At 70.5% G+C, this 24,459-nt stretch carries 19 protein-coding genes and 1 pseudogene; 9 read left to right on the top strand and 11 right to left on the bottom strand.

Annotated elements, in window-relative coordinates; all coding sequences use genetic code 11:
* Nucleotides 1-87 precede the first annotated feature (87 nt).
* The gene (locus AB0F04_RS20870) at nucleotides 88-612 is read right to left on the bottom strand and encodes a hypothetical protein (RefSeq protein WP_362043445.1); all 525 of its coding nucleotides are present in this window, start codon (nucleotides 610-612) and stop codon (nucleotides 88-90) included.
* A 451-nt stretch (nucleotides 613-1,063) separates the two neighbouring features.
* Between AB0F04_RS20870 and msrA the strand changes: the two genes are divergently transcribed.
* The 4 genes from msrA (at nucleotide 1,064) to AB0F04_RS20890 (ending at nucleotide 5,690) form a co-directional block, all read left to right on the top strand.
* Nucleotides 1,064-1,573, top strand: coding sequence for a peptide-methionine (S)-S-oxide reductase MsrA (msrA, locus tag AB0F04_RS20875; protein WP_362043446.1), 510 nt, complete (start codon nucleotides 1,064-1,066; stop codon nucleotides 1,571-1,573).
* Nucleotides 1,574-1,759: 186 nt separating this feature from the next.
* Nucleotides 1,760-1,951 carry a hypothetical protein gene (locus AB0F04_RS20880; RefSeq protein WP_362043447.1) on the top strand — a complete coding sequence of 64 codons (192 nt, stop codon included), beginning with the start codon at nucleotides 1,760-1,762 and terminating at the stop codon, nucleotides 1,949-1,951.
* Nucleotides 1,952-2,286: 335 nt separating this feature from the next.
* Complete coding sequence (gene rph / locus AB0F04_RS20885) at nucleotides 2,287-4,899, top strand: rifamycin-inactivating phosphotransferase (RefSeq protein ID WP_362043535.1); 2,613 nt, start codon at nucleotides 2,287-2,289, stop codon at nucleotides 4,897-4,899.
* A gap of 104 nt (nucleotides 4,900-5,003) precedes the next feature.
* Nucleotides 5,004-5,690 carry a hypothetical protein gene (locus tag AB0F04_RS20890; protein WP_362043448.1) on the top strand — a complete coding sequence of 229 codons (687 nt, stop codon included), beginning with the start codon at nucleotides 5,004-5,006 and terminating at the stop codon, nucleotides 5,688-5,690.
* Nucleotides 5,691-5,742: 52 nt separating this feature from the next.
* Here the strand turns inward: AB0F04_RS20890 and AB0F04_RS20895 are convergent, their stop codons facing one another.
* Complete coding sequence (locus AB0F04_RS20895) at nucleotides 5,743-6,726, bottom strand: helix-turn-helix domain-containing protein (protein ID WP_362043449.1); 984 nt, start codon at nucleotides 6,724-6,726, stop codon at nucleotides 5,743-5,745.
* A gap of 71 nt (nucleotides 6,727-6,797) precedes the next feature.
* On the opposite strand from AB0F04_RS20895, the gene AB0F04_RS20900 reads away from it, so the two are divergent.
* Nucleotides 6,798-8,108: an MFS transporter gene (locus AB0F04_RS20900; RefSeq protein ID WP_362043450.1), complete on the top strand. Its 1,311-nt coding sequence runs from the start codon at nucleotides 6,798-6,800 to the stop codon at nucleotides 8,106-8,108.
* Between the two features lie 128 nt (nucleotides 8,109-8,236).
* On the opposite strand, the gene AB0F04_RS20905 is transcribed toward AB0F04_RS20900, so the two are convergent.
* The 3 genes and pseudogenes from AB0F04_RS20905 to AB0F04_RS20915 all read right to left on the bottom strand — a co-directional run bounded on the left by AB0F04_RS20905 (nucleotide 8,237) and on the right by AB0F04_RS20915 (nucleotide 10,385).
* Entirely contained in the window at nucleotides 8,237-9,418 is a 1,182-nt protein-coding gene (locus AB0F04_RS20905; RefSeq protein ID WP_362043451.1) for a serine hydrolase domain-containing protein, read from the bottom strand.
* 124 nt (nucleotides 9,419-9,542) lie between these two features.
* Nucleotides 9,543-9,698 (bottom strand): annotated as a pseudogene (locus tag AB0F04_RS20910) (FAD-dependent oxidoreductase); the annotation flags it as partial.
* A gap of 75 nt (nucleotides 9,699-9,773) precedes the next feature.
* Nucleotides 9,774-10,385: a TetR/AcrR family transcriptional regulator gene (locus AB0F04_RS20915; RefSeq protein ID WP_362043452.1), complete on the bottom strand. Its 612-nt coding sequence runs from the start codon at nucleotides 10,383-10,385 to the stop codon at nucleotides 9,774-9,776.
* A 379-nt stretch (nucleotides 10,386-10,764) separates the two neighbouring features.
* On the opposite strand from AB0F04_RS20915, the gene AB0F04_RS20920 reads away from it, so the two are divergent.
* The 3 genes from AB0F04_RS20920 (at nucleotide 10,765) to AB0F04_RS20930 (ending at nucleotide 14,335) form a co-directional block, all read left to right on the top strand.
* The gene (locus AB0F04_RS20920; RefSeq protein ID WP_362043453.1) at nucleotides 10,765-11,436 is read left to right on the top strand and encodes a pyridoxamine 5'-phosphate oxidase family protein; all 672 of its coding nucleotides are present in this window, start codon (nucleotides 10,765-10,767) and stop codon (nucleotides 11,434-11,436) included.
* A 109-nt stretch (nucleotides 11,437-11,545) separates the two neighbouring features.
* Nucleotides 11,546-13,750 (top strand): helix-turn-helix domain-containing protein, encoded by a 2,205-nt coding sequence (locus AB0F04_RS20925; protein WP_362043454.1) that lies wholly within the window; start codon nucleotides 11,546-11,548, stop codon nucleotides 13,748-13,750.
* A 27-nt stretch (nucleotides 13,751-13,777) separates the two neighbouring features.
* Nucleotides 13,778-14,335: an XRE family transcriptional regulator gene (locus AB0F04_RS20930; RefSeq protein ID WP_362043455.1), complete on the top strand. Its 558-nt coding sequence runs from the start codon at nucleotides 13,778-13,780 to the stop codon at nucleotides 14,333-14,335.
* Nucleotides 14,336-14,550: 215 nt separating this feature from the next.
* Here AB0F04_RS20930 and AB0F04_RS20935 read toward each other — a convergent pair whose 3' ends face one another.
* The 3 genes from AB0F04_RS20935 to AB0F04_RS20945 all read right to left on the bottom strand — a co-directional run bounded on the left by AB0F04_RS20935 (nucleotide 14,551) and on the right by AB0F04_RS20945 (nucleotide 17,554).
* On the bottom strand, nucleotides 14,551-15,027 hold the full coding sequence (locus tag AB0F04_RS20935) for an ATP-binding protein (RefSeq protein WP_362043536.1): 477 nt from the start codon (nucleotides 15,025-15,027) through the stop codon (nucleotides 14,551-14,553).
* A gap of 114 nt (nucleotides 15,028-15,141) precedes the next feature.
* Nucleotides 15,142-15,633 (bottom strand): DUF2975 domain-containing protein, encoded by a 492-nt coding sequence (locus AB0F04_RS20940; RefSeq protein WP_362043456.1) that lies wholly within the window; start codon nucleotides 15,631-15,633, stop codon nucleotides 15,142-15,144.
* A 103-nt stretch (nucleotides 15,634-15,736) separates the two neighbouring features.
* Complete coding sequence (locus AB0F04_RS20945) at nucleotides 15,737-17,554, bottom strand: S8 family serine peptidase (protein ID WP_362043457.1); 1,818 nt, start codon at nucleotides 17,552-17,554, stop codon at nucleotides 15,737-15,739.
* 973 nt (nucleotides 17,555-18,527) lie between these two features.
* Between AB0F04_RS20945 and AB0F04_RS20950 the strand changes: the two genes are divergently transcribed.
* A complete protein-coding gene (locus AB0F04_RS20950) occupies nucleotides 18,528-19,523 on the top strand; it encodes a phosphotransferase (protein ID WP_362043458.1) in 996 nt (331 codons plus the stop codon).
* Nucleotides 19,524-19,611: 88 nt separating this feature from the next.
* Here the strand turns inward: AB0F04_RS20950 and AB0F04_RS20955 are convergent, their stop codons facing one another.
* The 3 genes from AB0F04_RS20955 to AB0F04_RS20965 form a co-directional block, all read right to left on the bottom strand.
* Entirely contained in the window at nucleotides 19,612-22,353 is a 2,742-nt protein-coding gene (locus tag AB0F04_RS20955) for a hypothetical protein (RefSeq protein WP_362043459.1), read from the bottom strand.
* A gap of 308 nt (nucleotides 22,354-22,661) precedes the next feature.
* Nucleotides 22,662-23,543 (bottom strand): alpha/beta hydrolase, encoded by an 882-nt coding sequence (locus tag AB0F04_RS20960; RefSeq protein WP_362043460.1) that lies wholly within the window; start codon nucleotides 23,541-23,543, stop codon nucleotides 22,662-22,664.
* A 171-nt stretch (nucleotides 23,544-23,714) separates the two neighbouring features.
* Nucleotides 23,715-24,293: a TetR/AcrR family transcriptional regulator gene (locus AB0F04_RS20965; RefSeq protein ID WP_362043461.1), complete on the bottom strand. Its 579-nt coding sequence runs from the start codon at nucleotides 24,291-24,293 to the stop codon at nucleotides 23,715-23,717.
* Between the last annotated feature and the right edge of the window lie 166 nt (nucleotides 24,294-24,459).

Below are 24,459 nucleotides of genomic sequence, written 5' to 3' on the forward strand. Positions count from 1 at the left end.
CCGGTCGGAGTGCCAGTGGTCCAGACCGACGCCGACACCTGACAGCGAAACTTTCAGGTCACGGCCGCCGGCTCCCCGAGTGGGGTGTCAGGAGCAGAGCACTCGGGTGACGGGCGTGTAGACCGGTCCGCCGCTGACGTTCGTGGAGTCGCTGAACTCGGCGTAGAAGTACGAATAGAAGCCGATGTTGCCGTTGCAGCCGGAGTCGCCGGCGACGTCCAGGGTCAGCGTGACCGTGCGGCTCTGGCCGGGCGGAATGGTGGCGCCGTAGTTGCCGCCGAGGTTGGCAGGGCCGGTGCCGGAGCAGGCGGCCGGGCCGTTCGCCGTGGTCAGGCTGCACCCGGAGAAGCTGTACTTGAGGTCGGGGCGCTGCGTGGTCAACCACGTCGGCTCGATCGTCTGGTACACGAACCAGACGTCCTGGGTGTTGTTGTTGGTGAGGGTCATCGACAGCTTGACCGAGCCGCCGGGCGTGGTGGTGGCGCTGTCGGTGGTGAAGGTCAGCTCCGCCGGCGCTGCCGCCGCGCTCGCACTGGGGGCCAGGCCGAACACGGCGAGGGCGAGGGCGAGGACGGCACCGAGGCCGAAACGTCTCATCAGGGGTGATCGCATGGCCTGGGAGGCTAGGCAGGGCCGGGCGCACCGTCTGCCCCGCCGGGAGGGCGCGGCTCGCCGGGCGGCCGGAAGTGTTCGCAGCGTGGTGGAGGTGTGAGGAAATCATGGAGGTGTGGCGGAGGTCGCGTTGTCCCAGGCAGCCGGTGCCTGCCGGGGCGGCGGCCCGGGCCGGACGTCGCGGTTCGCTCTCATGGCGCGAGAAGATGACATTGGCGCATATCGGATCGACCGGACCGCTGTTCCTGCCGGGCTCGCCCCGAGATTCTCGGCCACCTGCCGGGTTTCCGGCCCGCTCGCCACCGGTGAGGTCCGGACGCTCCGCGGATCGCGGGCAGGGGATCGTCGTCGGCCTCGCGACAGGGCCGGCCGTGACAGCTCGGCTCGTCACCTGCCAAGATGGTGACTACATGCGAGTATGGACGAGTACCGGCAAGAAAGGTGATGCGCCATGAGTGATGCCGAGGAGAGGGCGCTGCTGGCGGGTGGCTGCTTCTGGGGCATGCAGGAGCTGATCCGGTCGCTCCCCGGAGTGATCCGCACCCGGGTCGGTTACAGCGGCGACGACGACAAGCCCCACGCCACCTACCGTGACCACGGACGGCATGCGGAGTCGATCGAGATCGTGTTCGATCCCGCCGCTACCGACTACCGGGCGATCCTGGAGTACTTCTTCCAGATCCACGACCCGACCACCCGGAACCGGCAGGGCAACGACATCGGTGAGAGCTACCGGTCGGCCATCTTCTACCTCGACGACGAGCAGCAGCGCGTCGCGCTGGACACCATCGCCGATGTCGAGGCGTCCGGCCTGTGGCCGGGTCCGGTGGTGACCGAGGTCGTGCCGGCCGGTGCCTTCTGGGAGGCCGAGCCGGAGCACCAGGATTACCTCCAGCGCTACCCGGAGGGATACACCTGCCACTTCCCGCGCCCCGGCTGGCGGCTGCCCAGGCGCGGTTGACATTCCCCTTCGACGTGGCCGGGAAGGGTGACACCCTTCCCGGCCACGCGTCGTCCACGGCGGGTGTATGTGGCCGCGGGAGCATCCATACGTTCCCTCTCCGTCACCTGCTTGACCGGTGACGCTAGGGGAGGCATGCTGTTGTTCGTCCAAGGCGACCATGCGATTTCGAGGGGGAGACCGGTCATGGGCAGTGAACCGACGAGGGACAGCGCCGCAGCAGCACGGCAGGCGCGGTACGGAAGGCTCCCCGAGCGCATCCGCTTCGCAGACATGGCTGAAGAGGCGGAGGCTACGCCGCGTGGCGGTGTGAAGAGCCACGAGCGCGAGGGCTCGTGGAAGTACTACTCGTGCCTCGCGCTCGACCTGGGTCTGTAGACCCGGGCTCGCTCCGGTGTGATCGGGCCCCGGCGACGGCATCTCCACCGGACGGCAAGCATCACCGCTTCAGGCGGTCCCGAACGGCCCGCCGCGCGACAGCCGCTTCGCCGGAAAAAAGCTCGAATTCCGGTGACCCCGGAAAGCACGAAGGCAAGGAGATCTCTCCTTGCCTCTCCTAAGTTATAGCGCGCCGGGGGGCTTGCGGCAAGGCCCCGGGGCTGTCGCAGAATCGTCGACCGAAGCCACTACCTGCGGAAACGGGGACAAGAGGGGTGTGTGTCGAAGATGGGGACGTGCTCGACCAGGGGTTCGGCGGAGCCGGAGGTATCGCGTTGACCGGGCGGTACGTGCTGGACCTCCAAGACGTCGACGAGACGCACCTCGCGGTCGTCGGCGGCAAAGGCGCCCACCTGGGCGCCCTCGCGCGGATCGAGGGCGTCAGGGTGCCGGGCGGCTTCTGCGTGGCGACCGGCGCCTTCCGGCGGATCATGGCGGAATCGCCGTCGATCGAGGGTCTGCTGGATCAGTTGTCGCGCACCGACCCGGACGACAGGGAGGCGATCGGCACGCTCAGCGCGCGGATCCGCCGGACCATCGAGGAGATCGCCGTCCCGGAGGATCTCGTGGAAGCGATCACCCGGGCGGTCGCCCGACTCGGTGAGCGCACAGCCTGCGCCGTCCGGTCCAGCGCGACGGCGGAGGACCTGCCGACGGCCTCCTTCGCCGGCCAGCAGGACACGTACCTCAACGTCGTGGGGCCGACGGCGGTCCTCCGGCACGTCAGCCGGTGCTGGGGCTCGCTCTTCACCGAGCGGGCCGTGACCTACCGTCAGCGCAACGGCATCGACCACAAAACCGTCGACATGGCAGTGGTCGTGCAGCGGATGGTCTTCCCGCAAGCGTCCGGCATCCTGTTCACGGCCGACCCCGTCACGGGCAACCGCAAGGTCGCCACCGTGGACGCGGGCTTCGGCCTCGGGGAGGCCCTGGTCTCCGGCCTGGTGAACCCGGACGTCTACAAAGTCCGCCACGGCGAGGTCGCCGAGAGGACGATCGCTGTCAAGCAGCGTGCCGTTCACGCTCTGCCGGACGGCGGCACGCGGCAGGTGACGGTGGATGCGCAGCGGCAGCAGGAGCCGACGCTGACGGATGCACAGGCCGTGCGGCTCGTGCGGCTCGGGCGGCGCATCGAGGAGCACTTCGGCCGCCCCCAGGACATCGAATGGTGCCTCGTCGACGGCGTCTTCCATGTGGTGCAGAGCCGGCCGATCACGACGCTCTTTCCCATCCCCGAGACCGACGACCAGGACAACCACGTCTACGTCTCCGTCGGCCATCAGCAGATGATGACCGACCCCATGAAGCCCCTGGGCCTCTCCGTGTGGAAGCTGACGGCCATGGCCCGGATGACCGACGCCGGCGGCAGGCTGTTCGTCGACGCCACCCGCGCCCTGTCATCACCCGCGAGCCGCGCCGGCCTGCTGGACCTCGTGGGCAGGGGCGACCCCCTGACCAGGGATGCGCTGGAAACCGTCCTCGAGCGCGAGGACTTCGTCCCTTCGCTCCCGGACCCGGGCCCGGGGGCGGCCACCGGCGGACCGCGGGCCGGTGGCGGCGCACCCACCCCGATCGAGACCGATCCGGCCATCGTCACCGGACTGATCGAACGCAGCCAGGCGTCCATCGCCGCCCTGCGGCGCGACATCGGCACGAAGACGGGACCGGCTCTCTTCGACTTCCTGCGGGAAGCCTTCGAGGAGCACAAGCGAGTGCTCGCCGACCCGCTGAGCGTCCAGGCCATCATGGCGGGCATGGAAGCCACCTGGTGGCTCAACGACAAGCTGCAGGAGTGGCTGGGCGAGAAGAACGCGGCCGACACCCTGACGTTGTCCGCTCCCGGCAACATCACGTCCGAGATGGGACTGGCGCTGCTCGACGTAGCGGACACGATCCGCCCCCATGGGCAGGTGGTGGAGTTCTTGCAGCACGCCGACGACGACGGCTTCCTTGACGAGTTGCCGGAACTCGCCGGCGGCGCCGAAGCACGCGACGCCATCGAGGCCTACCTCGACCGGTACGGCATGCGCTGCGCCGGAGAGATCGACGTCACCAGGCCCCGCTGGCGAGAGCGCCCCGTAACGCTCGTGCCGGCGATCCTCGACAACGTCAGGAACTTCGAACCGGGGGCCGCGCGAAAGCGCTTCGAGCAGGGCCGGCAGGAGGCGTGGAAGAAGGAACAGGACGTACTGACACGCCTGCGGGCCCTGCCCGACGGGGAGGACAAAGCCGCTGAGACCAAGCGGATGATCGACCGGGTCCGCACCTTCATCGGGTACCGCGAGTACCCGAAGTACGACATCGTCAGCAGGTACTTCGTCTACAAGCGGGCCCTGATGGAAGAAGCCGACCGTCTCGTGCAGGCCCGGGTGCTCGCGGACCGGGAGGACATCTTCCATCTCACGTTCCAGGAACTCGAGGACGTCGTCCGATCGAAAGCCGTGGACGACGAGCTCGTCCGCCGGCGCAAGGAGGCGTTCCGGACGTACCACGCGCTCACACCGCCGCGGGTCCTCACCTCGGAAGGCGAGACCGTCAACGGGGCGTACCGGCGTGACGACGCGCCGGCCGGTGCCCTGATCGGCCTGCCGGTCTCCGGAGGGACCGTCGAAGGGCGGGCCCGTGTCATTCTCGACATGGCGCACGCCGATCTCGAGGCGGGCGACATCCTGGTCACGGCCTTCACGGACCCCAGTTGGTCGCCCCTGTTCGTCGGGATCGCGGGCCTGGTGACGGAGGTGGGCGGCCTGATGACCCATGGTGCGGTGATCGCACGCGAGTACGGCCTGCCGGCCGTCGTGGGCGTGGACCGGGCCACCCGGTTGATCCGGGACGGGCAGCGGATCCGGGTCCACGGAAGCGACGGCTACGTCGAGATCCTGTCCTGACGGGCCGCCTGCCGTCGTACACGGTGCGCCCTCCCCGGCCCGAGGGAGGGCGCGTCCGGCCGGATTCGTGGTGCCCTGAGGAGCGCACTGGATACTGTGCTCCGATGAAGCTGCCCGCGTACTGGATGACGCGTCCCGCTCCACCTCCGGACCCCACGACGTCGTCTTCCTTCGACCGGCTTCTGCAGCAAGCGCTCGCGGACGGCCCCGGCGAGCCCATCGACTACCGGCTCGACGCGCCGAAATGGCAGTTTCTCTGCCATGCGGCAGACCGAGGCGAGCTGCTGCTGCACGGTTCGGGCGATCCGGCGATCGGCCGCTTCGAACCCCGGCAGCCGGACGACAGCAGCGAGTTCGGCAACCGGCGCGCGGTCTTCGCCGCCGGCGACGGGCTCTGGCCGATGTACTACGCGATCCTGAACCGGGATCACCACCCCATGTCATTGATCAACGGCTGCGCCCGCTTCGCCGACGGAGACGAACGGCTCGGCGAGCCGCACTACTACTTCTCCATCAGCGCACCGGCGCTGAAGCAGCGGCCCTGGCGTCCCGGGACGGTCTACCTGCTGCCCGCCGGCACCTTCGAGTTGCAGCCGCGGATCCGGGTCGGGAAGGTCTCGGTGCAGCCGGCCCAATGGGCAAGCTCCCTACCGGTGCGGCCTGTTGCCAAGCTGGCCGTGCAGCCGGAGGACTTCCCGTTCCTGGACCGGATCCGCGGACATGACGATGACCGGGTCCGGGCCCGTGCCGCAGCCGACCCGGATGGCTTCCCCTGGCATGAGGAGGGCTGAACATGCGTCGCGACGGGGGTGCGGCCCGGTGACGGGGCACCGCGCGTGCCCCTCACCCTCCTCCGCGGAAGGTGTTGCGGTACGCGCGCGGTGACACGCCCAGCACTTCGCGGAAGTGCTGGCGCATCGCGGTGCCCGTTCCGAAGCCGGCCTCGGCCGCGATGCGGTCCACGGGCTCGTCCGTACGTTCCAGCAGCCTACGGGCGTACTGCAGGCGCTGCTGCCCCAGCCACTGCATCGGAGGCACCCCGGTCTCCGCACGGAACCTGCGCGACAGCGTGCGTACGCTCGTCGCCGCCCGCCCCGCCAGGTCCTCCAGGGCGATGGGTTCACCGAGGTGCTCCAGAGCCCAGGCACGGACCGCCGCGATGGGGCTGTCGTCGGTTTCCGGTACGGGACGGTCGATGTACTGCGCCTGGCCGCCTTCGCGGTGCGGAGGTACCACCGTGCCGCGGGCGACGGTGTTGGCGATGTCGGCGCCGTGGTCGCTGCGGATCATGTGCAGGCACAGATCGATCCCGGCAGCGACTCCCGCGGAGGTCAGTACACGGCGGTCGTCGGTGTACAGCACATCGGGGTCCACCTCGATCTCCGGGTACAGGGCTGCGAGTTCGGGGCAGGACTTCCAGTGCGTCGTCGCCCGGCGACCCGCGAGGAAACCGGCGGCGGCCAGCACGAACGACCCGGTGCAGATGGAAGCCACACGCGCCGTTTCCGGCACTTCCTCGAGGGCGGATCGTACCGGCGGACTCACCTGACCCCGCCGCTGGGGACGGTAGTCCTCGACGGCGGCGGGCACGATGACCGTGTCCGCCTGGCGCAACGCCTCAGGTCCCAGCGGCACGTTGACGGTGAAGTCCGCCTCCGTGGAGATCTCACCGGGCTCCGCCGCGCAGGTCACCACCGAGTACAGCGGCCGGTCCGTGGCATCCACCGCAGTGCCGAACAGCCGGTGCACGATCCCGAGTTCCATGGGGAGCAGCCCGGAACGAACCAGGACAACGACCGTGTGCACCCCTTCGCCACTGACCATCATGACCAGATTCTTTCACTCCGTGTCCAAACGGCCAGTGGTTTCGGGCGTCCGTCGCACTCGACGATGAAGACATGTCTGAGACAACCGGCCATCACCCCAAGGAGTCCGGCCGCCGCGCCTGGTGGGTAGCCGCCGTCGCCGGGGTGGCGATCATCGTCGCCGGCGCCTTCTCCACCATGCCGGGCCTTCTGCAGGACCCGCTGCGGCAGGAGTTCCACTGGTCCCGGGGCTCCATCGGCCTGGCCGCCTCGGTCAACATGGTCCTCTACGGCCTCACGGCTCCCTACGCCGCCGCCCTCATGGACCGGTTCGGCATCCGCCGGGTCGTCATCGCCGCGCTCGCAACCGTGGCCGCGGGAGCGATGCTCACCACCGTGATGGACGCCGCATGGCAGTTCACCCTCTTCTGGGGCCTCCTCGTCGGCGTGGGCACCGGATCACTGTCGATGACCCTCGGCACCACCGTCACCAACCGCTGGTTCCACACCCGTCGCGGCCTGGTGACGGGCATCCTCTCCTCAGGCAGCGTCCTCGGCCAGATGGTCTTCCTGCCCGCTCTGTCATGGACCATCGCCCGCCACGACTGGCGGCCCGCCCTCGCCACCCTCGCCCTCGCCGCCGTGGCGATCAGTCCGCTGGTCTTCCTCGTACTGCGCGACCACCCCGCCGACCTGGGACGGCGTCCCTACGGCAGTGACGCCTTCATCCCGCGGCCCGAGCCTGCCCCCGGCGCCGCCCGCCGCACCCTGACCGTGCTGGGCCGCGCCGCCCGGACCGTTCCCTTCTGGCTGCTCGCCGCCACCTTCGCCGTCTGCGGCGCATCCACCAACGGCATCATGTGGACCCACTTCACCCCCGCTGCCCATGACCACGGCATGCCCGTCACCACGGCCTCTACCCTGCTGGCATGCATCGGCGTCTTCAACGTGGCCGGCACGATCGCCTCCGGGTGGCTCACGGACCGCATGGACGCCCGTCGGCTCCTCGCCGTCTCCTTCCTCCTGCGGGGCCTGCTCATGGTCAGCCTGCCGCTGACGCTGACCGCCACGGTCAGCGCACCCATGCTGGTCTTCGTGGTCGCCTTCGGCCTGCTCGATCTCGCGACGGTGCCACCGGTCATCGCCCTGTGCCGGACCTTCTACGGGGAGGACAGCGCCATCGTGTTCGGCTGGGCCAACGCAGCCCACCAGGCCGGCGCCGCGACGGCCTCTCTCCTCGGCGGCGTCGCCCGCGACACGTTCGGCAGCTACGACCCCGTGTGGCTCGCCCTGGGTGCGGCCTGCGCAGCCGCGGCCCTGCTGTCGCTGGTCATCCGTCACCACCCCATCCCCTGTGCCGACGCCGACCAGCAGGCGTACGCCCTGTCGGCCGCGGGGGAGTGACGGTGACGACCGGCAAGCCGATGGACGACCGGCTGCGGCCGGGCATCGGTCGGTGCCCGCGTTGATCTGCCGCACCGGCGAAGCGCCGCGCCGGCGTCACCACCCCCGGTGACGGCCAGTACGTCCGCTCACGAGGTGCTGCGGCCCCCCGCGCACAGTGCGTGGTCGATCAGGGCGCCGGCCGCGTTCTCCTGCTCGAGTATGTGCTTGGGGGTGTCGCCCCGTGCCTCGGACATGGAGACCACGGCGCTCCGCCCGCCGTCGTCGGTGACGCCGTTGAGGGTGATGTAGCCGGCGTCGCCGCCCTCGTGGCTCCAGTAGGTTCCTCCACAGCTCAAAGGGCGTTCGACGAGGCCGAGCCCGTATCGGCCGCCTGGCCAAAGCTGTTGGACCTCCGCGCTGACGGGGACGGTCTGCTTCATCTTGGCCAGCTGTCCTGCCGGGAGCAGGCGGCCGCCGAGCAACGCGCGGAAGAAGCGGTTTTCGTCCCGGGTGGTCGTGACCCATGAAAGGTTCGCGTAGTCCACCGGTATCTGATCGGTGACGTCGACCCGGGACGCGGGGCCGAAGAGCTGGTAAGCCCGGGCATGAGGTCGGGGCGGCGTGGCCGACGTGCCCATCCAACGGGTCCGGTCGAGGCCCAGCGGGTGCAGGACGCGGTTCTGGATCTCTCGGCGGGCGGGACGACCGGTGACCTTCTCGATGATCATGTCGAGCAGGATGTAGCCGGTGTTGGAGTACGCCCAGCCCTTGCCGGGCGGGAAGTCCGGCTCCCGGGCCATGGCGAGGTCGACCAGCTCCCGGGATTCGTGGATGTCGTGGCGTTGCTGGTAGTACTCCTTCGGCGTGGTGTACCCGGGCAGCGCGTCCCGGATGCCGCTGGTGTGCTGGAGCAGTTGACGGATGGTGATCCGGCTGCCGTCGTTGCCGTTGCCCCGCACCACTCCGGGCAGTCGGCGCTCGACCGTGTCGTTCAGCGACAGCCTGCCCTCGGCCTCCAGTTGGAGGACCACCGTGGCGACCAGCGTCTTGGACGTGCTGGCCATGCGGAAGAAGCCGTTGGGAGGGACCGGGCTGCCGGTGTCGAGGTCGGCGGTACCGCTGGTGGCGACCGACTCCCTGCCGTCCGGCGCGATCACGCGGGCCTGCACACCGCTGACACCGAGGGCGTGGATCGCCTCGGTGTCACGGCGTAACCGCTCTGCGGGGGAGGGGCCTGCGGCCCGGGTGCCGGCGGGCACCATGTCGGCGGCGAGCAGCGCAGCGACACCGAGCGCCATGACCAGGTACTTTCGTAGAGTCGACGTCATGACTGGACGCTAACTGCGCTTCCGAGGGGGCGCGATCAGGAAAACCCCAAGATCGGAACGGGGGACAGCCCCCGGCGCGGCAGCGGGCCACGCGCCTCCGCAGATCGTCCAAAGCAGGACCGCATCAGTCCGACGACGGCGGCTCCCAGGCGTGGTGACGCAGGATCATCCGTGTGGCGACCCGGGACGGTGTCAGTCGCATCGCAGTGTTCCGTAGGGTGACAGCCACTGGGTGGGACAGTCCCTGGCCCATTCTCCCGGCCTGCCGGGCGGCCCGGGACGGTGGTCCTCCAACCCCCCTCGAGGAGGCGTTCCTCCACCACGGACCCCATCACTCAACGGTGCGTACTCACTCTCACTCGGCCCCGCCCGAGAGCGCCCCGTGCAGGAACACCTCCACCAGTTCCTGCGGGGTCAGGTCGGGCTCGTCCTCGGTGCGCGGCTGTACGAAGAGCAGTCCGAAGAAGAGGGCCGCGATCTGCTCCGGCGGCCGGCGCAGGGTGGCCTTGTCCGGCTCCAGAAGCTCCGCGAGGGCCGCGCGGATGCGGTTCGTCGACTCGGCACGGCCCGCGCCGCGCACCGTGCCGGGGTGCTTGCCGCCGCGGTGCCCCAGTGAGCCCATGACCGCACCCATCCTGGCGATGTGTGCCTGCAGCGCGTCGGCAGCCTCCGCGAGCCGCTCGGGCAGCGGTCGGGACACGTCGATCGCGTCGAGCTCACGGACCGCGTGCTCGGGGGAGAGGGCCTCGGCCACGCAGGCCTGCAGCAGTTCGTCCTTGTCGGCGAAGACCCGGAAGATCGTTCCCTCGCCGATGCCGGCGGCGCGGGCGATCTTCGCGGTCGTCACCGCGGCGCCGTACTCGGCGATCAGCGGGATGGCGGTCTGGATGATCATTTCGCGGCGCTGCTCCGGCGACATGGCGGGGGCGCGGCGGCGGGTGGTCACGTTCTCCTTGGCTGCTGTCATGCCCGCAAGAATACGGAGTGAGGACTCACTCCGTCAATGAGTGAGTCCTCACTCCGCTCGTACTCGCGGACCGGGCGGCAGGCTCAGGGAGACGCTGACGACCTTGCATACCTCGACATCAGCGACATCGGACGAGCAGCGGCGGACGCGAGGTGACCGGCAGGGCGCCCCCGGTGACGAGGACGGATCGTGGAACGCCGGTCACCTGAACGCGCGAACACCGGGTGCGCGCCGGAACGTGCAAGCGCCTGCTCTACCCTCATGTGCGTGGCCGGTGAGCACCGTTCGGCCTCCGAGGGGATCGGCAGAGTCTCCTGCGCCGAGGGACCACCGGCGCGGGGCTCGGACACAGGCGTTGGTTCGCCTGTCAGGAGGACCGTTGCACCAGGATCCGCGGGCGGACCGGCCCGGAAGCCACGGAGAGCACCAGATCCAGGGCGAGTTGGGTACCACCAGCCGCGCTGACCGCTTCTACGACGAACAGGTTATGGACCGGCTCAACTCCAGGATGAGGGAGTTCGTCGCCCGCCAGGAGATGTTCTTCCTCGCCACGTCGGACGGCCGGGGCGAGTGCGACAGCACGTTCCGAGCCGGGCCGCCGGGCTTTCTCCGGGTTCTCGACGACACGACCCTCGCCTACCCGGAGTACCGGGGAAACGGTGTCATGGCCTCACTCGGCAACATCCGGGAGAACCCGCACGTCGGCCTCCTGATGATCGACTTCTCCGAGGACCGCATCGGCTTGCACGTCAACGGCCGGGCTCGCCTGGTCCCCGATGAGGCCATGCGCCGGAGCCATCCGGGCCTGCCCGTCGATCCGCTGCCCGGCCGCCGCCCCCAGATGTGGGTCGAAGTCGAGGTCGAGGAGGCCTACATCCACTGCTCGAAGCACATACCCAGGCTGGTCAGAGCACCGCTGCGGCCGCATGCCGCGCAGGGCGGCACCACTGCCGCCGACGGGGAACAGGCCTGGGGCACGGACGACGTCAAGCGCAAGGGCGGCGACTACTTCAAGGTGGCGGAGGCACGACGCAACCAGACCGTGCGCTGATCCGCGCACCGGGCCGGGCACCGACACGCGCACCGTCGGACACGGGTTAAGGGACGGGGTAAATCCTGGGCTAAGGTTCGCAGGGTCGGGTGCGTGAGAGGAGTTCGGCATGGCCTCCGAGGAAGAGCTGTTCGCGTCCGTCGACGCGCTGCTTGAGGAAGAACCGCAGCTCCCCCCTCCGGCGGAGCGGGCCAGGCTGAGGGAGGCAGCGGGCATCACCCAGGCGCGCCTCGCGCTCGCGCTGAAGACCTCCACTCAGACGGTGAAGAATTACGAGAACGGCAGGTCGGAGCCGAAGTCGCCGCGTCTGGAGGCGTACCAGAGGCTGCTGAAGGGCTGGGCGGCGAGGTACCCCGCCCACGGCGCCCCCGTCCCGCCTCCCGCCTCGGCTCCTCCGACTTCCCCATCAGGCGGGCCCGTCCTCGCGTCACCCACGCCTGCTCTCGCGCGGGCGCAACCTGCCCCCACCGATACGCCCCGGCCGGAGACCCCTTCGCAGCCGCCCCCTCCCGCGGCCGAGTCCTCACCACCCGGTGCGGCACCCGCGCCGACGCCGCCGCATGCGCCGACCGCGCCGGAACGCCCTTACCGACGGCCGTCGGCGTCTTCGCGGCGACCTGCCACCAGGACGGTCGCGATGCCCGCCGCCGACCCGCGGTACCCGCACGGGCCGCTGCTCGTGCTCGACGGTGACGGTTCGGCGTACGGCGTCGACGGCCTCGTCCTCGAATGCCCCGCCACCTCCGTGCCGGACCTGATGGAGTGGACACTGCGCGAGTCCGGGGTCGGCGCACCGCGTCTGCACCGCAGCGGCAAGGATTCCGACCCGCTGGTGGTGCTCACCCCGGCGGCGGCTGTCAGGCTCGGGTTGCCCGAGCGTCTGGAGGGCCGTGAACAGCGCCGTTCGCTGCGCCTGCCCCATGACCATCCGGTCGTCGTGCAGGTGACGAAGGCGGGGTGGCAGCTGACGCAGCGTGGGTTCGGCCCGTGGGCACGGATCTACCGCAAGGCCCGGGAAGACCGGCGGCAGTGTGTGCAGTTGGCGGTTCTGTCGTGGGACGCCTTGGACGAGCGGTCCTGGCCGGGCGTGACAGCGATGGAACCCGCCGACATCGCCCGGGTGCTCGGCCTCTACGCGCGCCGCGTCCTCACCCCCCGTGGCAGTACCGCCGTCTCGGGCCTGGAGCTGATGACGGCGCTGCGGCCGCCGACCCGTGCTGTCCGCGACGAGACCACGGGCAACTGGGTGCCGGGCCACAACCCCGGCTCGCTCGGGACGCAACCGGTGGACCCGGCGCCGCCCGAGGCCACCCCGGAGCATCCCGTGGTCGTCGACTCGGGCTGGAACGGAGGGTTCCTCGACGAGGAGGCCTATCAGTGGGTGCGCGACGTGGACCTGCTGAGCGACGAGGAGTGCCATCTGCCCTACGCGGTCGGTCTGGACCTCAACACCGCCTTCCTCGCCGCCGCCGCACGGCTCACGGTCGGGCTGTCGGGCCCGGAGCACTTCGTCGGCCCGCAGTTCAATCCGAAGATCCCCGGCTCCTGGCTGGTCGACCTGAGCCACGTGGAGCTGGACCCACGCCTGCCCAGCCCTTTCACTCCGAGCGGTGAACGGCCGTCCGGCCCCGCCTGGTACCAGACCCACACGGTCGCCTACGCCCAGGAGCTGGGCTACAACGTGCGGCCCCTGGAGGCCTACCTGCGCCGTGCGACGGGTGCGTACCTGGACCCGTGGCACGACCGGCTGAAGGCGGCCTACGTCGACACCCTGGCCGACCTCGGTGTCACCCGGGACCTGGACGACCGGGAGTTCCTCGTGGCGATGGTGCGGCACAAGGACACCGATCCGGCCTTGGCCGCCGTCCTCGCCGCGATCAAGGCCACCGTCAAGGGCGGTATCGGCAAGCTCCGAGAGCGCCCCCAGGGACGCCACTACAAGCAGGGGGAGCGGTGGCCGGCTCTGGAACGGCCCACCTGGCGGCCCGACATCCGTGCCGCCGTCATCTCCAAGGCCCGGGTCAACATGCACCGCAAGCTGCTGAACATGGCCAAGCTGACGGGCCGGTACCCGCTCGCCGTGCTCTCGGACTGCGTCGTCTACCCCAGCCCCGGCCCCTCGCCGCTGGACTTCCTCCCCTACGCGGCCTCCGGCAAGCCCCAGCCCGGCGGCTTCCGCCTCGGGCCCACGCCGGGCCTGGCGAAGCCGGAGGGCGTCCAGGAGATGCTCTGGGCGGTCGACCTGATGGAGAAGGGCCTGAATCCCGCCCGCCACGTCAAGGGCGTCGACGCCGTCCTTGACGACGGCGAGTAGGGCTGACCTGCGAGAGGAGCGGAAGCCGTGGGAGAGATCGACGACGCCATCGAGCGCGCCGACGAGGAGGCCTTCACGCGCGATCCACCCAAGACCCTCAAGGGCCGGATCAACTTTCTGCTGAGGCAGCTGAAGACGACCCGGGCCGTGGCGGAGGAGCTGGGAGTGAGCCAGCGGTCCGTGGAGCGCTACCGCACGGGTGAGCGCAAGCATCCGCCGAAGGAGATCCAGCGGAGGATCGATGCCGCCGTCCGGACCCGGTGGCAGCCTCAGGTCCGCAGGCGCCGCCGCAAGGAGGCCGCTTCGACAGGCGGGATCACGGTGGAGACGAGGGCCCGATTCGGCTACACGGCACCGATCGGCACGACCGACGACGGCCGTTTCCGCCGGCTCACGGTGCACCTCCCCCCGGCGTACGCGCAGCAGCTGTTCGACGCCCGCGAAGCAGGCGCCGGCGACCAGCGGCTGCGGCAGATCATCGCCGACGGATTCAGGGAGATCTATTTCCAGGACGGTGGAGCCCGGGCACTGGGACTCTCGGACGTCTCCCTCAACGACATCGATTACATCGACCTCGACTACTGAGGCCGATCGACCACCGGCCCCCGGGCAGCGGCGGGCGAGGCGGGTGAACGAGGGCCCGCCGGGCCAGGCGGGCCGCCCGGCGACTTCGAAGAGCGACGGCCGCGGTGGAACGCGTCGTCGCGGCCGACCAGGCGCCGGTACGCCCGGCCGCTGCGGACGTGCTCCGGACCCGGCACCGACGCCTGCGGTGCCCGGCCCCGCGTCGCGCGTCGGTCCTACAGCACTTGGTGGCCGGCCGCCGACCCGCCGGGGTCGTCGGCGAGTACGACATCGGCGGTGATGCGCTTGCCGACAGGCTCGCGTTGGATGGCGAAGCCGACGCAGACAGCGGCGACGATCTCAAGGCCGTGCTGTCCGATCCGGCTCGGATCGGGCGCCAGGATCGCCGGCAGCGTGGTGCTGCTGTCCCACACGCTGATCCGTACGGCCCCGTCCACGATGTCCAGGGTCAGCAGACACGGGCCGGGGGCGTATTTCCGGGCATTGGTGACCAGCTCGCTGACCACGAGCTGAACCATCCCCATGGCCCGGCTGGAGACCGGCAGGCCGTGCACCGCCTGCACCCGGGTCAGGAAGGTCCGGGCCAGGTCGCGGGCTTCGGCGATCCCGGTGTCGCCGTCGAACGCCGCGGACACGGAGATGACGCCGGCGGACAGCGGATCCGGGCGGTTTCCTCCCCTTTCCCGATCCATGGGGGCCGCCGCGTTCTTCGAGTATTCGTCCAACACGAGCCGCGTCTACCCACAATGCGCCGGACAATGCCAGTGAGCCGCTGGCCGCACGGGAAGGTCCGGCGGCGAGCGGTGTCAGATCACCTCGTCCAGTTCGGCCTGCATCTGCGATGCCTCGACATCGCGGGCGACGGCCTGCGCGAGCAGCATCCGCAGCACCAGCACGATGAGCGCGACCCCCAGGATGGCCAGACCGATGCCGCCCATGATGACGGTGACGCCCGGGTCGTCCCGCTGGCCCGGCGCGTTCAGGATCGTGACCGCGAACCATACGAGGGCGGCCGCCACGATCGAGCCGATCACGACATCCACGTACCGGAAGGCGGCGGGGGAGAACACGGTTCTGCGGCGCACCATCGTCACCAGCCGCCATACGCAGACCAGCACCGCCTGAGCCGCCGCCAGGCCCAGGATCGTGATCACGCGCAGCGGGATCAGCGGGAGCGACCCGTCCTCGGGGTCGTTCCCGCTGACCAACGCCCACACCATCGATGCCTGGACCAACACGGTGCCGACGAGCAGCACCACGAGCACGGTGCGCAGCGCGCACACTGCCGGCTTCCCCATGACCCATCCTTCAATCGACTTGCGATGGGAACCTATCGAGTTTCGATAGATCAAGCAAGGGGTGGCAGTGCCGGCGCGTACGCCCCCCAGGGGCCCTCTCCCCCTAGAAGGTCAGATTCCAGGTGTCGATCCGGCCGGTGTCCTGGGTCGCGATGTCGCGGACACGCAGCTTCCACGTACCGGACGCGGTTTTGGACGAGGCGTCGACGGTGTACGTCTTCACCACGTCGTCCGCGCTGTCGCCGTCGGCGAAGTCCTCCAGGGGGTAGACCGATCCGTCAGGGGCGACCAGCGACAGCACCAGGTCGCCGCGGTAGGTGTGCTTGACGTCCACGCCGACCTTGAGTGCGGCCGGGGCGTTCCCCGGCACACCGGTCACGGAGATCGCGGACTCCACCGTGGCGTTGTCGGCGACGGTGACATCGGTGGCGTTCTCGAAGTACCGGCCCGGCTGCGGCGTGGTGCCGCCCACGGCCTTCAGCGCGTCGACCTGGCCCTCCCCGAAGAAGGCGTTCCTGGCCGTCGTGCCGGTGCAGCGGCTGTCGGACGGGCACGCCGTGTCCGTGGCCTGGGTGCCCAGCCGTGCGCGGAGGTCGGCGGGGGTGGCGGCCGGGTCGGCGCTCTTCAGCAGCGCGGCGACGCCGGCCACGTGCGGGGAGGCCATCGACGTGCCGTTCATGTTCCCGTACTTGCCGCCGGGGAGCGTGGAGTAGACGCCGTACGCTCCGTCGCCGCCCGGGGCCGCGACGTCGATGACGTCCCGGCCGAAGTTGGAGTAGGACGCCTTGATGTTCCCGTTGCCCATCGCCGCCACGGTCACGACGCCCGGCAGCTCCGTGGGGATGTCGACGCAGGCGTTGGTGATGGTGCGGTTGACGGGCGTGGAGTCGTTCGGGCTCGAGTTGTCGGTGCGCTTGTTCGCCAGGTCGTAGTTGGAGTTGCCCGCTGCCGCGACCTGGAGCGAGCCCTTGCCCTCCGCGTACTCCTGCGCCCGGCGCACACCCTCGATGATGGCCGCCTGGTCCGGGTCGTCGGGGCAGTTGAACATCCACGGGTCCGTGTAATAGCTGTTGTTGGTGACGTCGAAGCCGTGGTCACCGGCCCACATGAAGCCGCAGATCGTGTTCTCGGCGAAGAACATGCTCGTGTTCGGCTCGGCGATGCGCACGGAGGCGATCTTCACGCCCGGTGCCACGCCGACCACTCCCTTGCCGTTCTTCGCGGCGGCGATGGTGCCCGCCACGTGCGTGCCGTGCGTGCCGACGTCACGCCAGGCGCCGGTGCGGGTGTCGGCCTTGCCGTAGGCGCAGGAGGCGGAGTCCGCCGCGTCGAAGTTGGGTGCGATGTCCTGGTGCCGGTCGTCCACGCCGGTGTCGAGGACACCCACCGTGACGGACGGCGATCCGGTGTTGACGGCCCAGGCCTTGTCGGCGTTGATCCTCGTCATGTCCCACCGCGCGGACTCGGTGAGCGTGGTGGGCGACTGTGCGGGAGCACCCGGCACGCTGGGGGAGTAGGCGTCCGCGGGAACGTCCGAGGTGCGGGTCGCCCCCACCTTCTGCACTCCTGTCGCGGAGCGCATCGCGGTGGCGAAACCGGCCGACGAGGAGTGGGCGACCACCACGCCGATCGCGTCGTAGTACGCGAAGACCGAACCGCCGTTCGCCGTCACGGCGCCGCGTGCGGTCGAGGTGTCACCGGGGGCGGTGATGACGAGGTAGGAACGGGTTCCGGCGGCCCACCCGGCGGCGGACTGGGTGGGCGTGGCCGCGCGGGCGGCGGCCGGGGCCGGGCCCGGAGGAAGGCCGGTGTCGACCTCGGCCGCGCCGGCGGGGGTGGCGAGCGTGAGTGCCGCTCCGGCAGCGGCTACGGACAGCAGCGACCGTCTGAGACGGTGCCGGGATATGCGGGGGGTTGTCACAGCATCCTCCGAGAGCCCGGGGCATGGGGTGGCGCCGACCGGGCCGTGGGTCGAACGGGTCGAATGGGTCGACGCAAGATTTCAGATGAGTGCATGACAAGGGAAGGGCCTTCGGTGCATCAATGGCTGTGAGCAGGCAAGTGGTTGGCTCCGCTCCGGATCAGTTCCGGACACGACCGGTCCGGCGACCGGTCCGGCGACCGGTCCGGCGACCGGTGGCGTGGCCTGCCGCCGCTCCCCCCAGCAGGGGAGCGCTGACGCATCCCAGGGCCAGTGCGCCCGCGAAAGCGACTGCCACCGCTGTCGAAGAACGAACACCGGGTTCGTTAAGGGCGGTGAAGTCGAGAATCCAGAGGGACGGCCCCGCGGCGCCACACGCCGCCACCAGCCACCAGGCGTGAGCGCGCCCCAGCACGGCCCCCAGCAGGAAGGACGGAACAGGGCCGAAGAGCAGCATGCTCAGGACGGCGGTCACGCCTGTCAGATCCGCGACGCCCATGGTGCTCGGCAGCCAGGGGCTCACGGTGATCAGCGCCGCCCACAGCAGGCACGCCGTGATGAGCCCGGCAACCTTCCCCGGGGTCCTCGCCCCTGGACGCGCTGCCTCGTCCAACATCCTCACCCACCCCCTGAGCGGTTGAGGACGATACGGATCACCCCACCCCCACAGGGACGATCGTTCGGCTGAAGCCCTGTGGAGCCTTTCGCCGAGAGGCGACCGCCATCCGCACCCGCCACCGGACCGCCCCGGCCGTGATGTCCCCCGTCCGGCCGGGGCTTTGCTCTGGGTGAGACCCGAGGAGGTCGACCAGCCCTGCCCCGCCCGGATCCCCTCTGAGCTGGATGCCGTCGCCCGCCGACCCCGCGCAACGACGTCGCGGCTTCAACGCCCCGGCTCCGGCGCTTCGTTCCGCGAAGTGTGGTGGCTCGCGTAGGGTGCCCCGGTTGTCGAGTGGGAAGGCGGAACGTGGGCATGGCACCCCGAACAGTGACACGGGACCGGCTGGCTGGGGCGGCGCGGGCCGCTCTGGGGGGCGGGCGGCGGCTGGAGACGGTCGAGCGGCTCGCGGGCGGCAGCAAGAAGGGCGTCTACCGGCTGACGATGGACGACGCCACGACGGCTGTCGCCTATCTCTGGGACGCGTCGGAGAACTACTGGCCGACCGTCGAGGGCGACGACGACCCCACGAACCCGTTCGCACCCGGTTGCGGGATCGACCTGTTCGAGGCCGCTCGCGCGCGGCTGGACTCGTTGGGCCTGCGGGTCCCCGAACTCCACCTGACCGACCGCGATCACACCCACTACCCGGCCGACCTCGCGATCCTGGAGGACTTCCCCGGCGAGCACCTGCTGGAGCTGCTCGACCGCGATCCGCACGCTGCCCGACCCGTCATGGAGCGCCTAGCCGACGCGCTGGCAGCCATGGGACGTCACCGGGGCCCGTCGTTCGGCAAGGTCGGTCTGATCGATGCGGGCGGGGTCTCAGGGGCCGCGTCGTGCGAGCAGGCCGCGCTCGACTTCGGGCTGCGCTGCCTGACCGAGGCGGCTTCCCGTGACGGGAGGATCGCTGGCGCCCGGGAGCGGCTGGAGCAGCGACTCCGCGAATACGCGGCAGCGGTGCGACCCCGAGCGGAGTACGCCGTCGTGCATGGCGAGTTGGGACTGGACCACGTACTGATCGACCGGGACGGCAACCCCGTTCTCATCGACATGGAGGACCTGATGTACTTCGACGTCGAGTGGGAGCACGTGTTCCTGCGAATCCGTCATCCCCACGGGCAGGTGCGGCGTTTGGCGGTGGGAGGGCTCGACGAGGAGAGGCTCGCGCTCTACACACTCGTCCAGCGCCTGTCACTGACGGCGGGTCCGCTCCGCCTCCTCGAGGGAGACTTCCCCGACCGGGCATCCATGCGGGCCATCGCCGAGCACCACGGCAACGAGGCGCTGGCGCTGGTTGCGGTGCTGTAGAAGGGACCGGCGTCCTCGCGCGGCGCGGGGCCCGGACGAACCGGACCCCGCACAAGAGGCTGTTTCACGATGCCTCGTCACCGGGGGCTTACGGCTTGTCGAGCACCGTCCCCGTCAGCACCGGCCTGCCGGGCAGCGGCTCGGCGCGGCGGTCGGTCAGTGCGAGGCGCATCGACTCGGCCGGTTCGGCCACCGCGTCCTGGACGGTCGGCACGACGAAGTCCACGCCGGTGTTCCCCGCCGGAATGGACAGCCACACCCACAGGTGGGCTTCGGACAGCGGCCGCTCCGGGTCCGGCGCGTCACCGGACGAGTCCTTGAGCCACTGCGGGTCCACGTCCTTGGTGGAGAGTTCCGTGCCGTCGGCGGCCGGCAGCACCCGCACCGGGTGCCAGAGGTCCGCCGCTGCGGGCGTGGCCACGGACAACCGCCAGGTCAGCGCCTCTCCCTCGGTCACCCGGTCCGCGACCGGTGACAGGGTGATCTCCGGCTCGGGGTCGTCGTTCTCGACGGTGAGCCCGCCCCGGTGCTTGCCGACGACGGCGCCCTGGACGGCCTTGACGGCGATGTCGTGCGCCACGTCGTCGCCGTAGACGGTGTCGCCCTTCACCTCGACCGGGACGTCGACCGCGCCGCTGCCGGGCCCTACCGTCACGAGACGGTGCGCGGCACGGTCGCTGTCGGGGTCCAGGACGTACACGCGGACCTGCCCGCTGCCGTGCCCGGAGATCTCGACCGGGATCCGGTAGGTGCGGGTGCCCGAGTGACCCTCCTTGACGATCGTGCGGCCCACGTCGACACGCGCCAGTGCGGCCGCCTTGACCGCCGGAGTGCCGGGGGCCCAGCCCCAGGCGTCCATGAGCCAGGCTCGCCCGGACGGTGAACGGGGCGTCAGGGAAAGTGACGTGACGTGTGTGAGATCGAGCCCGGCCCGGGTCCCGGCGGACAGCGGGACGCGCAGCTCCTGTGCCCAGTAGGACGCGCCGGCGGCGGAGCCGGGCAGCCCGGCCACCGTGACCCGTCCAAGCGTGGCCGTGCGGTTCCGGGAGTCCGTGAGGGACACGTCGAACTTCGTGCCGGTGGTGTTCGGCGGCACGAAGACCCGGAGCGCGAGTTTCTGCGACCCGCGCAAGGAGAGCGGCTTGGCCGCAGTGATACGCGCGGCCCTGCCCGGCGCGGACCACTTCAGATCCACCGCACTGCGGCCGGTCTCCTGTTTCGTCTCCCACGACGCGAAGTGCGGTGACGATCCGAGGGGCTCCGGGTGGAGACAGGCCACGGCCGGGTCGGGGTCGATCGCCGAACAGAGCCGGGCGCCGGTCACCTTGACCCCGCCGTCCGGAAGGAAACCACCGTTGCGGCGACCGCCGACGGCGTGGGTCAGCACCCGGGCCGGGTCCGCGGACGGGGCCCGCTTGCCGGAACCGTCGAGCAGTGGACGCACCCGATCGTCCCCGGCGAGGAAGAGCCGGGCCGCGGCGGCGATGTACGTGGCGCCCGCCCTGTGCTGCTGCGCGGCGGACAGCCGGGTCGCGGCACCCGGTGTGCACACCGGATCCGGCTGGTCCGGGTCGGTTCCGAAGTCGTCACTGGCTGGTGCGACGGCCTCGCCCGGAGTCCACTCGCTGTTGAAGTAGTTGTGGTTGGCGCCGACCATGTAGACCGCACTGTGCAGTGCCGTACCCCGGCCGATCCCGCGCGTCCCGTCGACGTAGTCCTCACCCTGCAGGTCCGACACGTCGCCGTCGCAGCCCGGCAGCAGCGTCACGGACGGCACGTCGGCGAGGGGATTCTGCCCGAAGATCGTCGGTGCGATGAGCACGGTGCCGCGCACCTTCCACCGGACCGGGCCCTGATAGCCGTCGTCGGCGGCCGGCGGCCGGTGGAGGCTGTCCATGGCGGCCCGGTTGACGCCCTCGCCACCGCGCGAATGGCCGACGAGCAGGACCCGGGACAGGTCTGCCTTCGGCGCCTTGCGTACGACGGCCGGGGCGGAGGAGCGACGGGCGGTCCAGGCGGCCCAGCGGGCGAGGTGCTGCCGCACCAGCGAGGAACGCGCCTGCGCGCCGGCGTCCTCGGTGTCGTCCTGGGCGTTGATGCCGTTCGCCGAGATCGACACCGTCACATAGCCCTGGGATGCCAGCAGTCGCTGGTCGCGGAGATAGCCCAGGTGGCTCGGGATCGGCTTGTAGCCGTCCGCACAGGGCCATTCGCCGGTCACGTCGTCCTCGGAGCCCGGTCTGTAGCAGGTGTTGTGGCGGCCGTGCAGGAACAGCGCCAGCGGCCGGCTGCCGGTGACACCCTCGGGTGCCACCACCTTGGCGGTCATCTCCACCGGGGCGGCGTACCCGGGCAGGTGCACCGGGGCGAGGTCGTACTCCCCGCTGACCGTGCGGTACGAGCCGGGCTTGCCCGGATCGACGCCGTTCGCCGGTGCCTGCGCGGGCATTCGTCCCACGCGCGAGCCGGACCCGTGCGTGTCGTCGGCCGGCGCGTCCAGCCGACGGCCCGCGGCCGTCACTTGCAGGTCCGTCAGCTGCTCGGGCCGCGTCCCGCCGAGGGCGAGCCGGAAGGTCCGCCCGTCCCTCGCCGGCTTCGGCACCCCGAGCAGCCGGTCCTCGGTACGGAACTCGACCCGCGCATCCCCCATGGGTACGGCCTTCGGCGCGCGCCAGACCAGCTCACGCGCTCCGACCCCTCCGTCGATCCGCCACCCCGGCGGAAGAGGGTTGGTCTCCGTAGCGCCGAACAGCTCTGACGGGTGGGGTTGTTCGGCCTGTGCCGGTCCGGGCGAGCCGGCCAAGGCCGCCAGCACCGCCACGGCCGTCACACATATTCGCCGGGCACGGATCAACGATGTCTCCTCAGAACCCCGTGCGCAGACGTCCCGTCGGTCCCGGGCGCCTCTCGCGTCACCTAGGATGGAGAGGGATGCCTGTGGGTTGTCTGTGCGGAGGGCCGAGACGCCGGGCGAGTGAGGCAGTCCCGCCGGGCAGTCGAGCGCTTGGGCGCCACGTTGTCGTGAGGGTCCTGGTCGCTGTCTCCGGCCGACACCCCCGGCATCCCGGTCGGGGCGAATGCAACATGCCGGTCCGGTTCCGGCCGCCGGGGCCTCCGGACCCGACGGCCGGGTGCCTGCTACCGGTGTGCGGCCAGGAAGGGCAGGACGACGTCGGCCATCTCGTCGGGTACTTCCTCCGCGAGGTCGTGGCCCGCGTCGAAGACGTGACCGGTGACGTCATGGGCCACGAGCCGTGCCTGGGACTCGTTGCGTTCACCGATGAAGGCGGAGCCGCCGAGCGCGAGGACGGGGATGTCCAGCTTCCGCCGGGCGGCCCGCCGGTTCTGTTCGGCGTCGGTGAGCACCGCCCGGTAGACGGCGAGCATCGCGCGGATGCCGCCGGGCATGGAGTAGCAGCGCACGTACTCTTCGATGGCGTCGGGGGTGGCGGTGTCCGGGTGGCTCCGCTCGTTCTTGATCATGTAGGTGATCAGTTCGCGTTCGTGCCCGGCGATCAGCATTTCGGGGACGTCGGGCTGGAAGTAGAAGCCGAGGTGCCACAGGTGCATGCCACCGGAGACGTTCTCGGGCGTGAGGGCCGTGTGGTCCTCGAAGCCGAAGCCGGGGAACAGGGCCTCGGTGAAGACCAGGGTGGTGACGTGGTCGCGGTGGCGGGCGGCGAGCTGATAGCCGATCACCGCGCCCCAGTCCTCACCGATCACGGCGTAGGTCTCGTGTCCGAGTCGAGCCATCAACTCGGCGATGTCGTCGCTCATCGTCGCGGAATCGTAGCCGTCCGCGGGGCGGGCGGAGTCGCCCAGACCGCGCAGGTCGGGCACGACGACCGTGTGGTGGGGCGTCAGCTTCGGGACGAGGTGGCGCCAGTGGTAGCCGGTCTTGGGTACACCGTGCAGCAGCACCAGTGCGGGGCCGGACCCGGCCGTCCGGTAATGCAGGCTCGTTCCGTTGACGGCCGCACGGCCGGTGCGCAGGGGAGTTGCGGTGTGGTCGTACATCATGACGTCGTGCTTCCTGTCTTGGGTGCAGTGGTCGAAGAGGTCGGCAGGCGGCTCGGACCGTCACCACTGGTGGGTGATCCGTCGTCGTCGCAGGCGGTACAGGTGACGTTTTCTTGATCGCACGTTACAGATTAGGGGCATGGGAAACGCCCGGCCGGGGCAGCGGGGCCCTCAGCCGAGAGCGGTCAGCGCGACCTCGACGAGGGGTTCGAGGGCGGGCGCGTCGGGGGTGACCTTGGCGGAAACCAGCAGACCGTTGAGGAAGGTGACCAGGAACCCGGCGAGGGTGTGCGGGTCGTGCCGCGCCGCGATCTCTCCCCGGTCCATCCCGGCCCGCAGTACCTCGGTGAGCGCTTCCCGGCTGGCGTCCTGCATGTCACGCACGGTCCGCCGGGTCACCGGGTCCTGAGGCAGCCGCTCGCAGACGGCGTTGACGGCCAGGCAGCCCTGGCCGCCGCTCCTGACGGCGATGCGGATCCGCTCCGTCAGCAGCGTACGGATCGCCGCGCGGGCGTCCGCCCCTTCCTCCAGGCTGCGCAGGGCGGCTGCGGCGAGGGTGGTGCGGTAGTGCTCGAGGGCGGCCCGGTACAGACCGTCCTTGTCGCCGAACGCGGCGTACAACGATCCCTGCCCGATCCCCAGGTGCTGGGTCAGATCGCGCACCGAGGTCGCCTCGTACCCGCGCGTCCAGAACAGGTCCATGGCGCGGCTCACCGCCGCCTCGGTGTCGAATTCCCGGATCCTTGCCATGACTTCACCGTAACCTATCTGGATCGCTCGCTCAAGAAAGGTGTGGGGTGCTCCGCGAGGGCGTCGCCGAGGCGGACCCGCCGGCCGTCCACGGCTTCCGAAATGCTTCGTCAAACCGGGCAGTCCCGCGGGCGCTGCCCCTGTTGCGCGCATCCGAAGTCGAACA

Source organism: Streptomyces sp. NPDC029041, from assembly GCF_040637515.1.
Lineage (GTDB): Bacteria > Actinomycetota > Actinomycetes > Streptomycetales > Streptomycetaceae > Streptomyces.

Bases quoted from the DNA above. Each gene is read 5' to 3' on its own strand.
- AB0F04_RS20870 (WP_362043445.1), bottom strand. From the start codon at position 612: ATGCGATCACCCCTGATGAGACGTTTCGGCCTCGGTGCCGTCCTCGCC.
- msrA (WP_362043446.1), top strand. From the start codon at position 1,064: ATGAGTGATGCCGAGGAGAGGGCGCTGCTGGCGGGTGGCTGCTTCTGG.
- AB0F04_RS20880 (WP_362043447.1), top strand. From the start codon at position 1,760: ATGGGCAGTGAACCGACGAGGGACAGCGCCGCAGCAGCACGGCAGGCG.
- AB0F04_RS20890 (WP_362043448.1), top strand. From the start codon at position 5,004: ATGAAGCTGCCCGCGTACTGGATGACGCGTCCCGCTCCACCTCCGGAC.
- AB0F04_RS20895 (WP_362043449.1), bottom strand. From the start codon at position 6,726: ATGATGGTCAGTGGCGAAGGGGTGCACACGGTCGTTGTCCTGGTTCGT.
- AB0F04_RS20900 (WP_362043450.1), top strand. From the start codon at position 6,798: ATGTCTGAGACAACCGGCCATCACCCCAAGGAGTCCGGCCGCCGCGCC.
- AB0F04_RS20905 (WP_362043451.1), bottom strand. From the start codon at position 9,418: ATGACGTCGACTCTACGAAAGTACCTGGTCATGGCGCTCGGTGTCGCT.
- AB0F04_RS20915 (WP_362043452.1), bottom strand. From the start codon at position 10,385: ATGACAGCAGCCAAGGAGAACGTGACCACCCGCCGCCGCGCCCCCGCC.
- AB0F04_RS20925 (WP_362043454.1), top strand. From the start codon at position 11,546: ATGGCCTCCGAGGAAGAGCTGTTCGCGTCCGTCGACGCGCTGCTTGAG.
- AB0F04_RS20935 (WP_362043536.1), bottom strand. From the start codon at position 15,027: ATGGATCGGGAAAGGGGAGGAAACCGCCCGGATCCGCTGTCCGCCGGC.
- AB0F04_RS20940 (WP_362043456.1), bottom strand. From the start codon at position 15,633: ATGGGGAAGCCGGCAGTGTGCGCGCTGCGCACCGTGCTCGTGGTGCTG.
- AB0F04_RS20950 (WP_362043458.1), top strand. From the start codon at position 18,528: ATGGCACCCCGAACAGTGACACGGGACCGGCTGGCTGGGGCGGCGCGG.
- AB0F04_RS20960 (WP_362043460.1), bottom strand. From the start codon at position 23,543: ATGATGTACGACCACACCGCAACTCCCCTGCGCACCGGCCGTGCGGCC.
- AB0F04_RS20965 (WP_362043461.1), bottom strand. From the start codon at position 24,293: ATGGCAAGGATCCGGGAATTCGACACCGAGGCGGCGGTGAGCCGCGCC.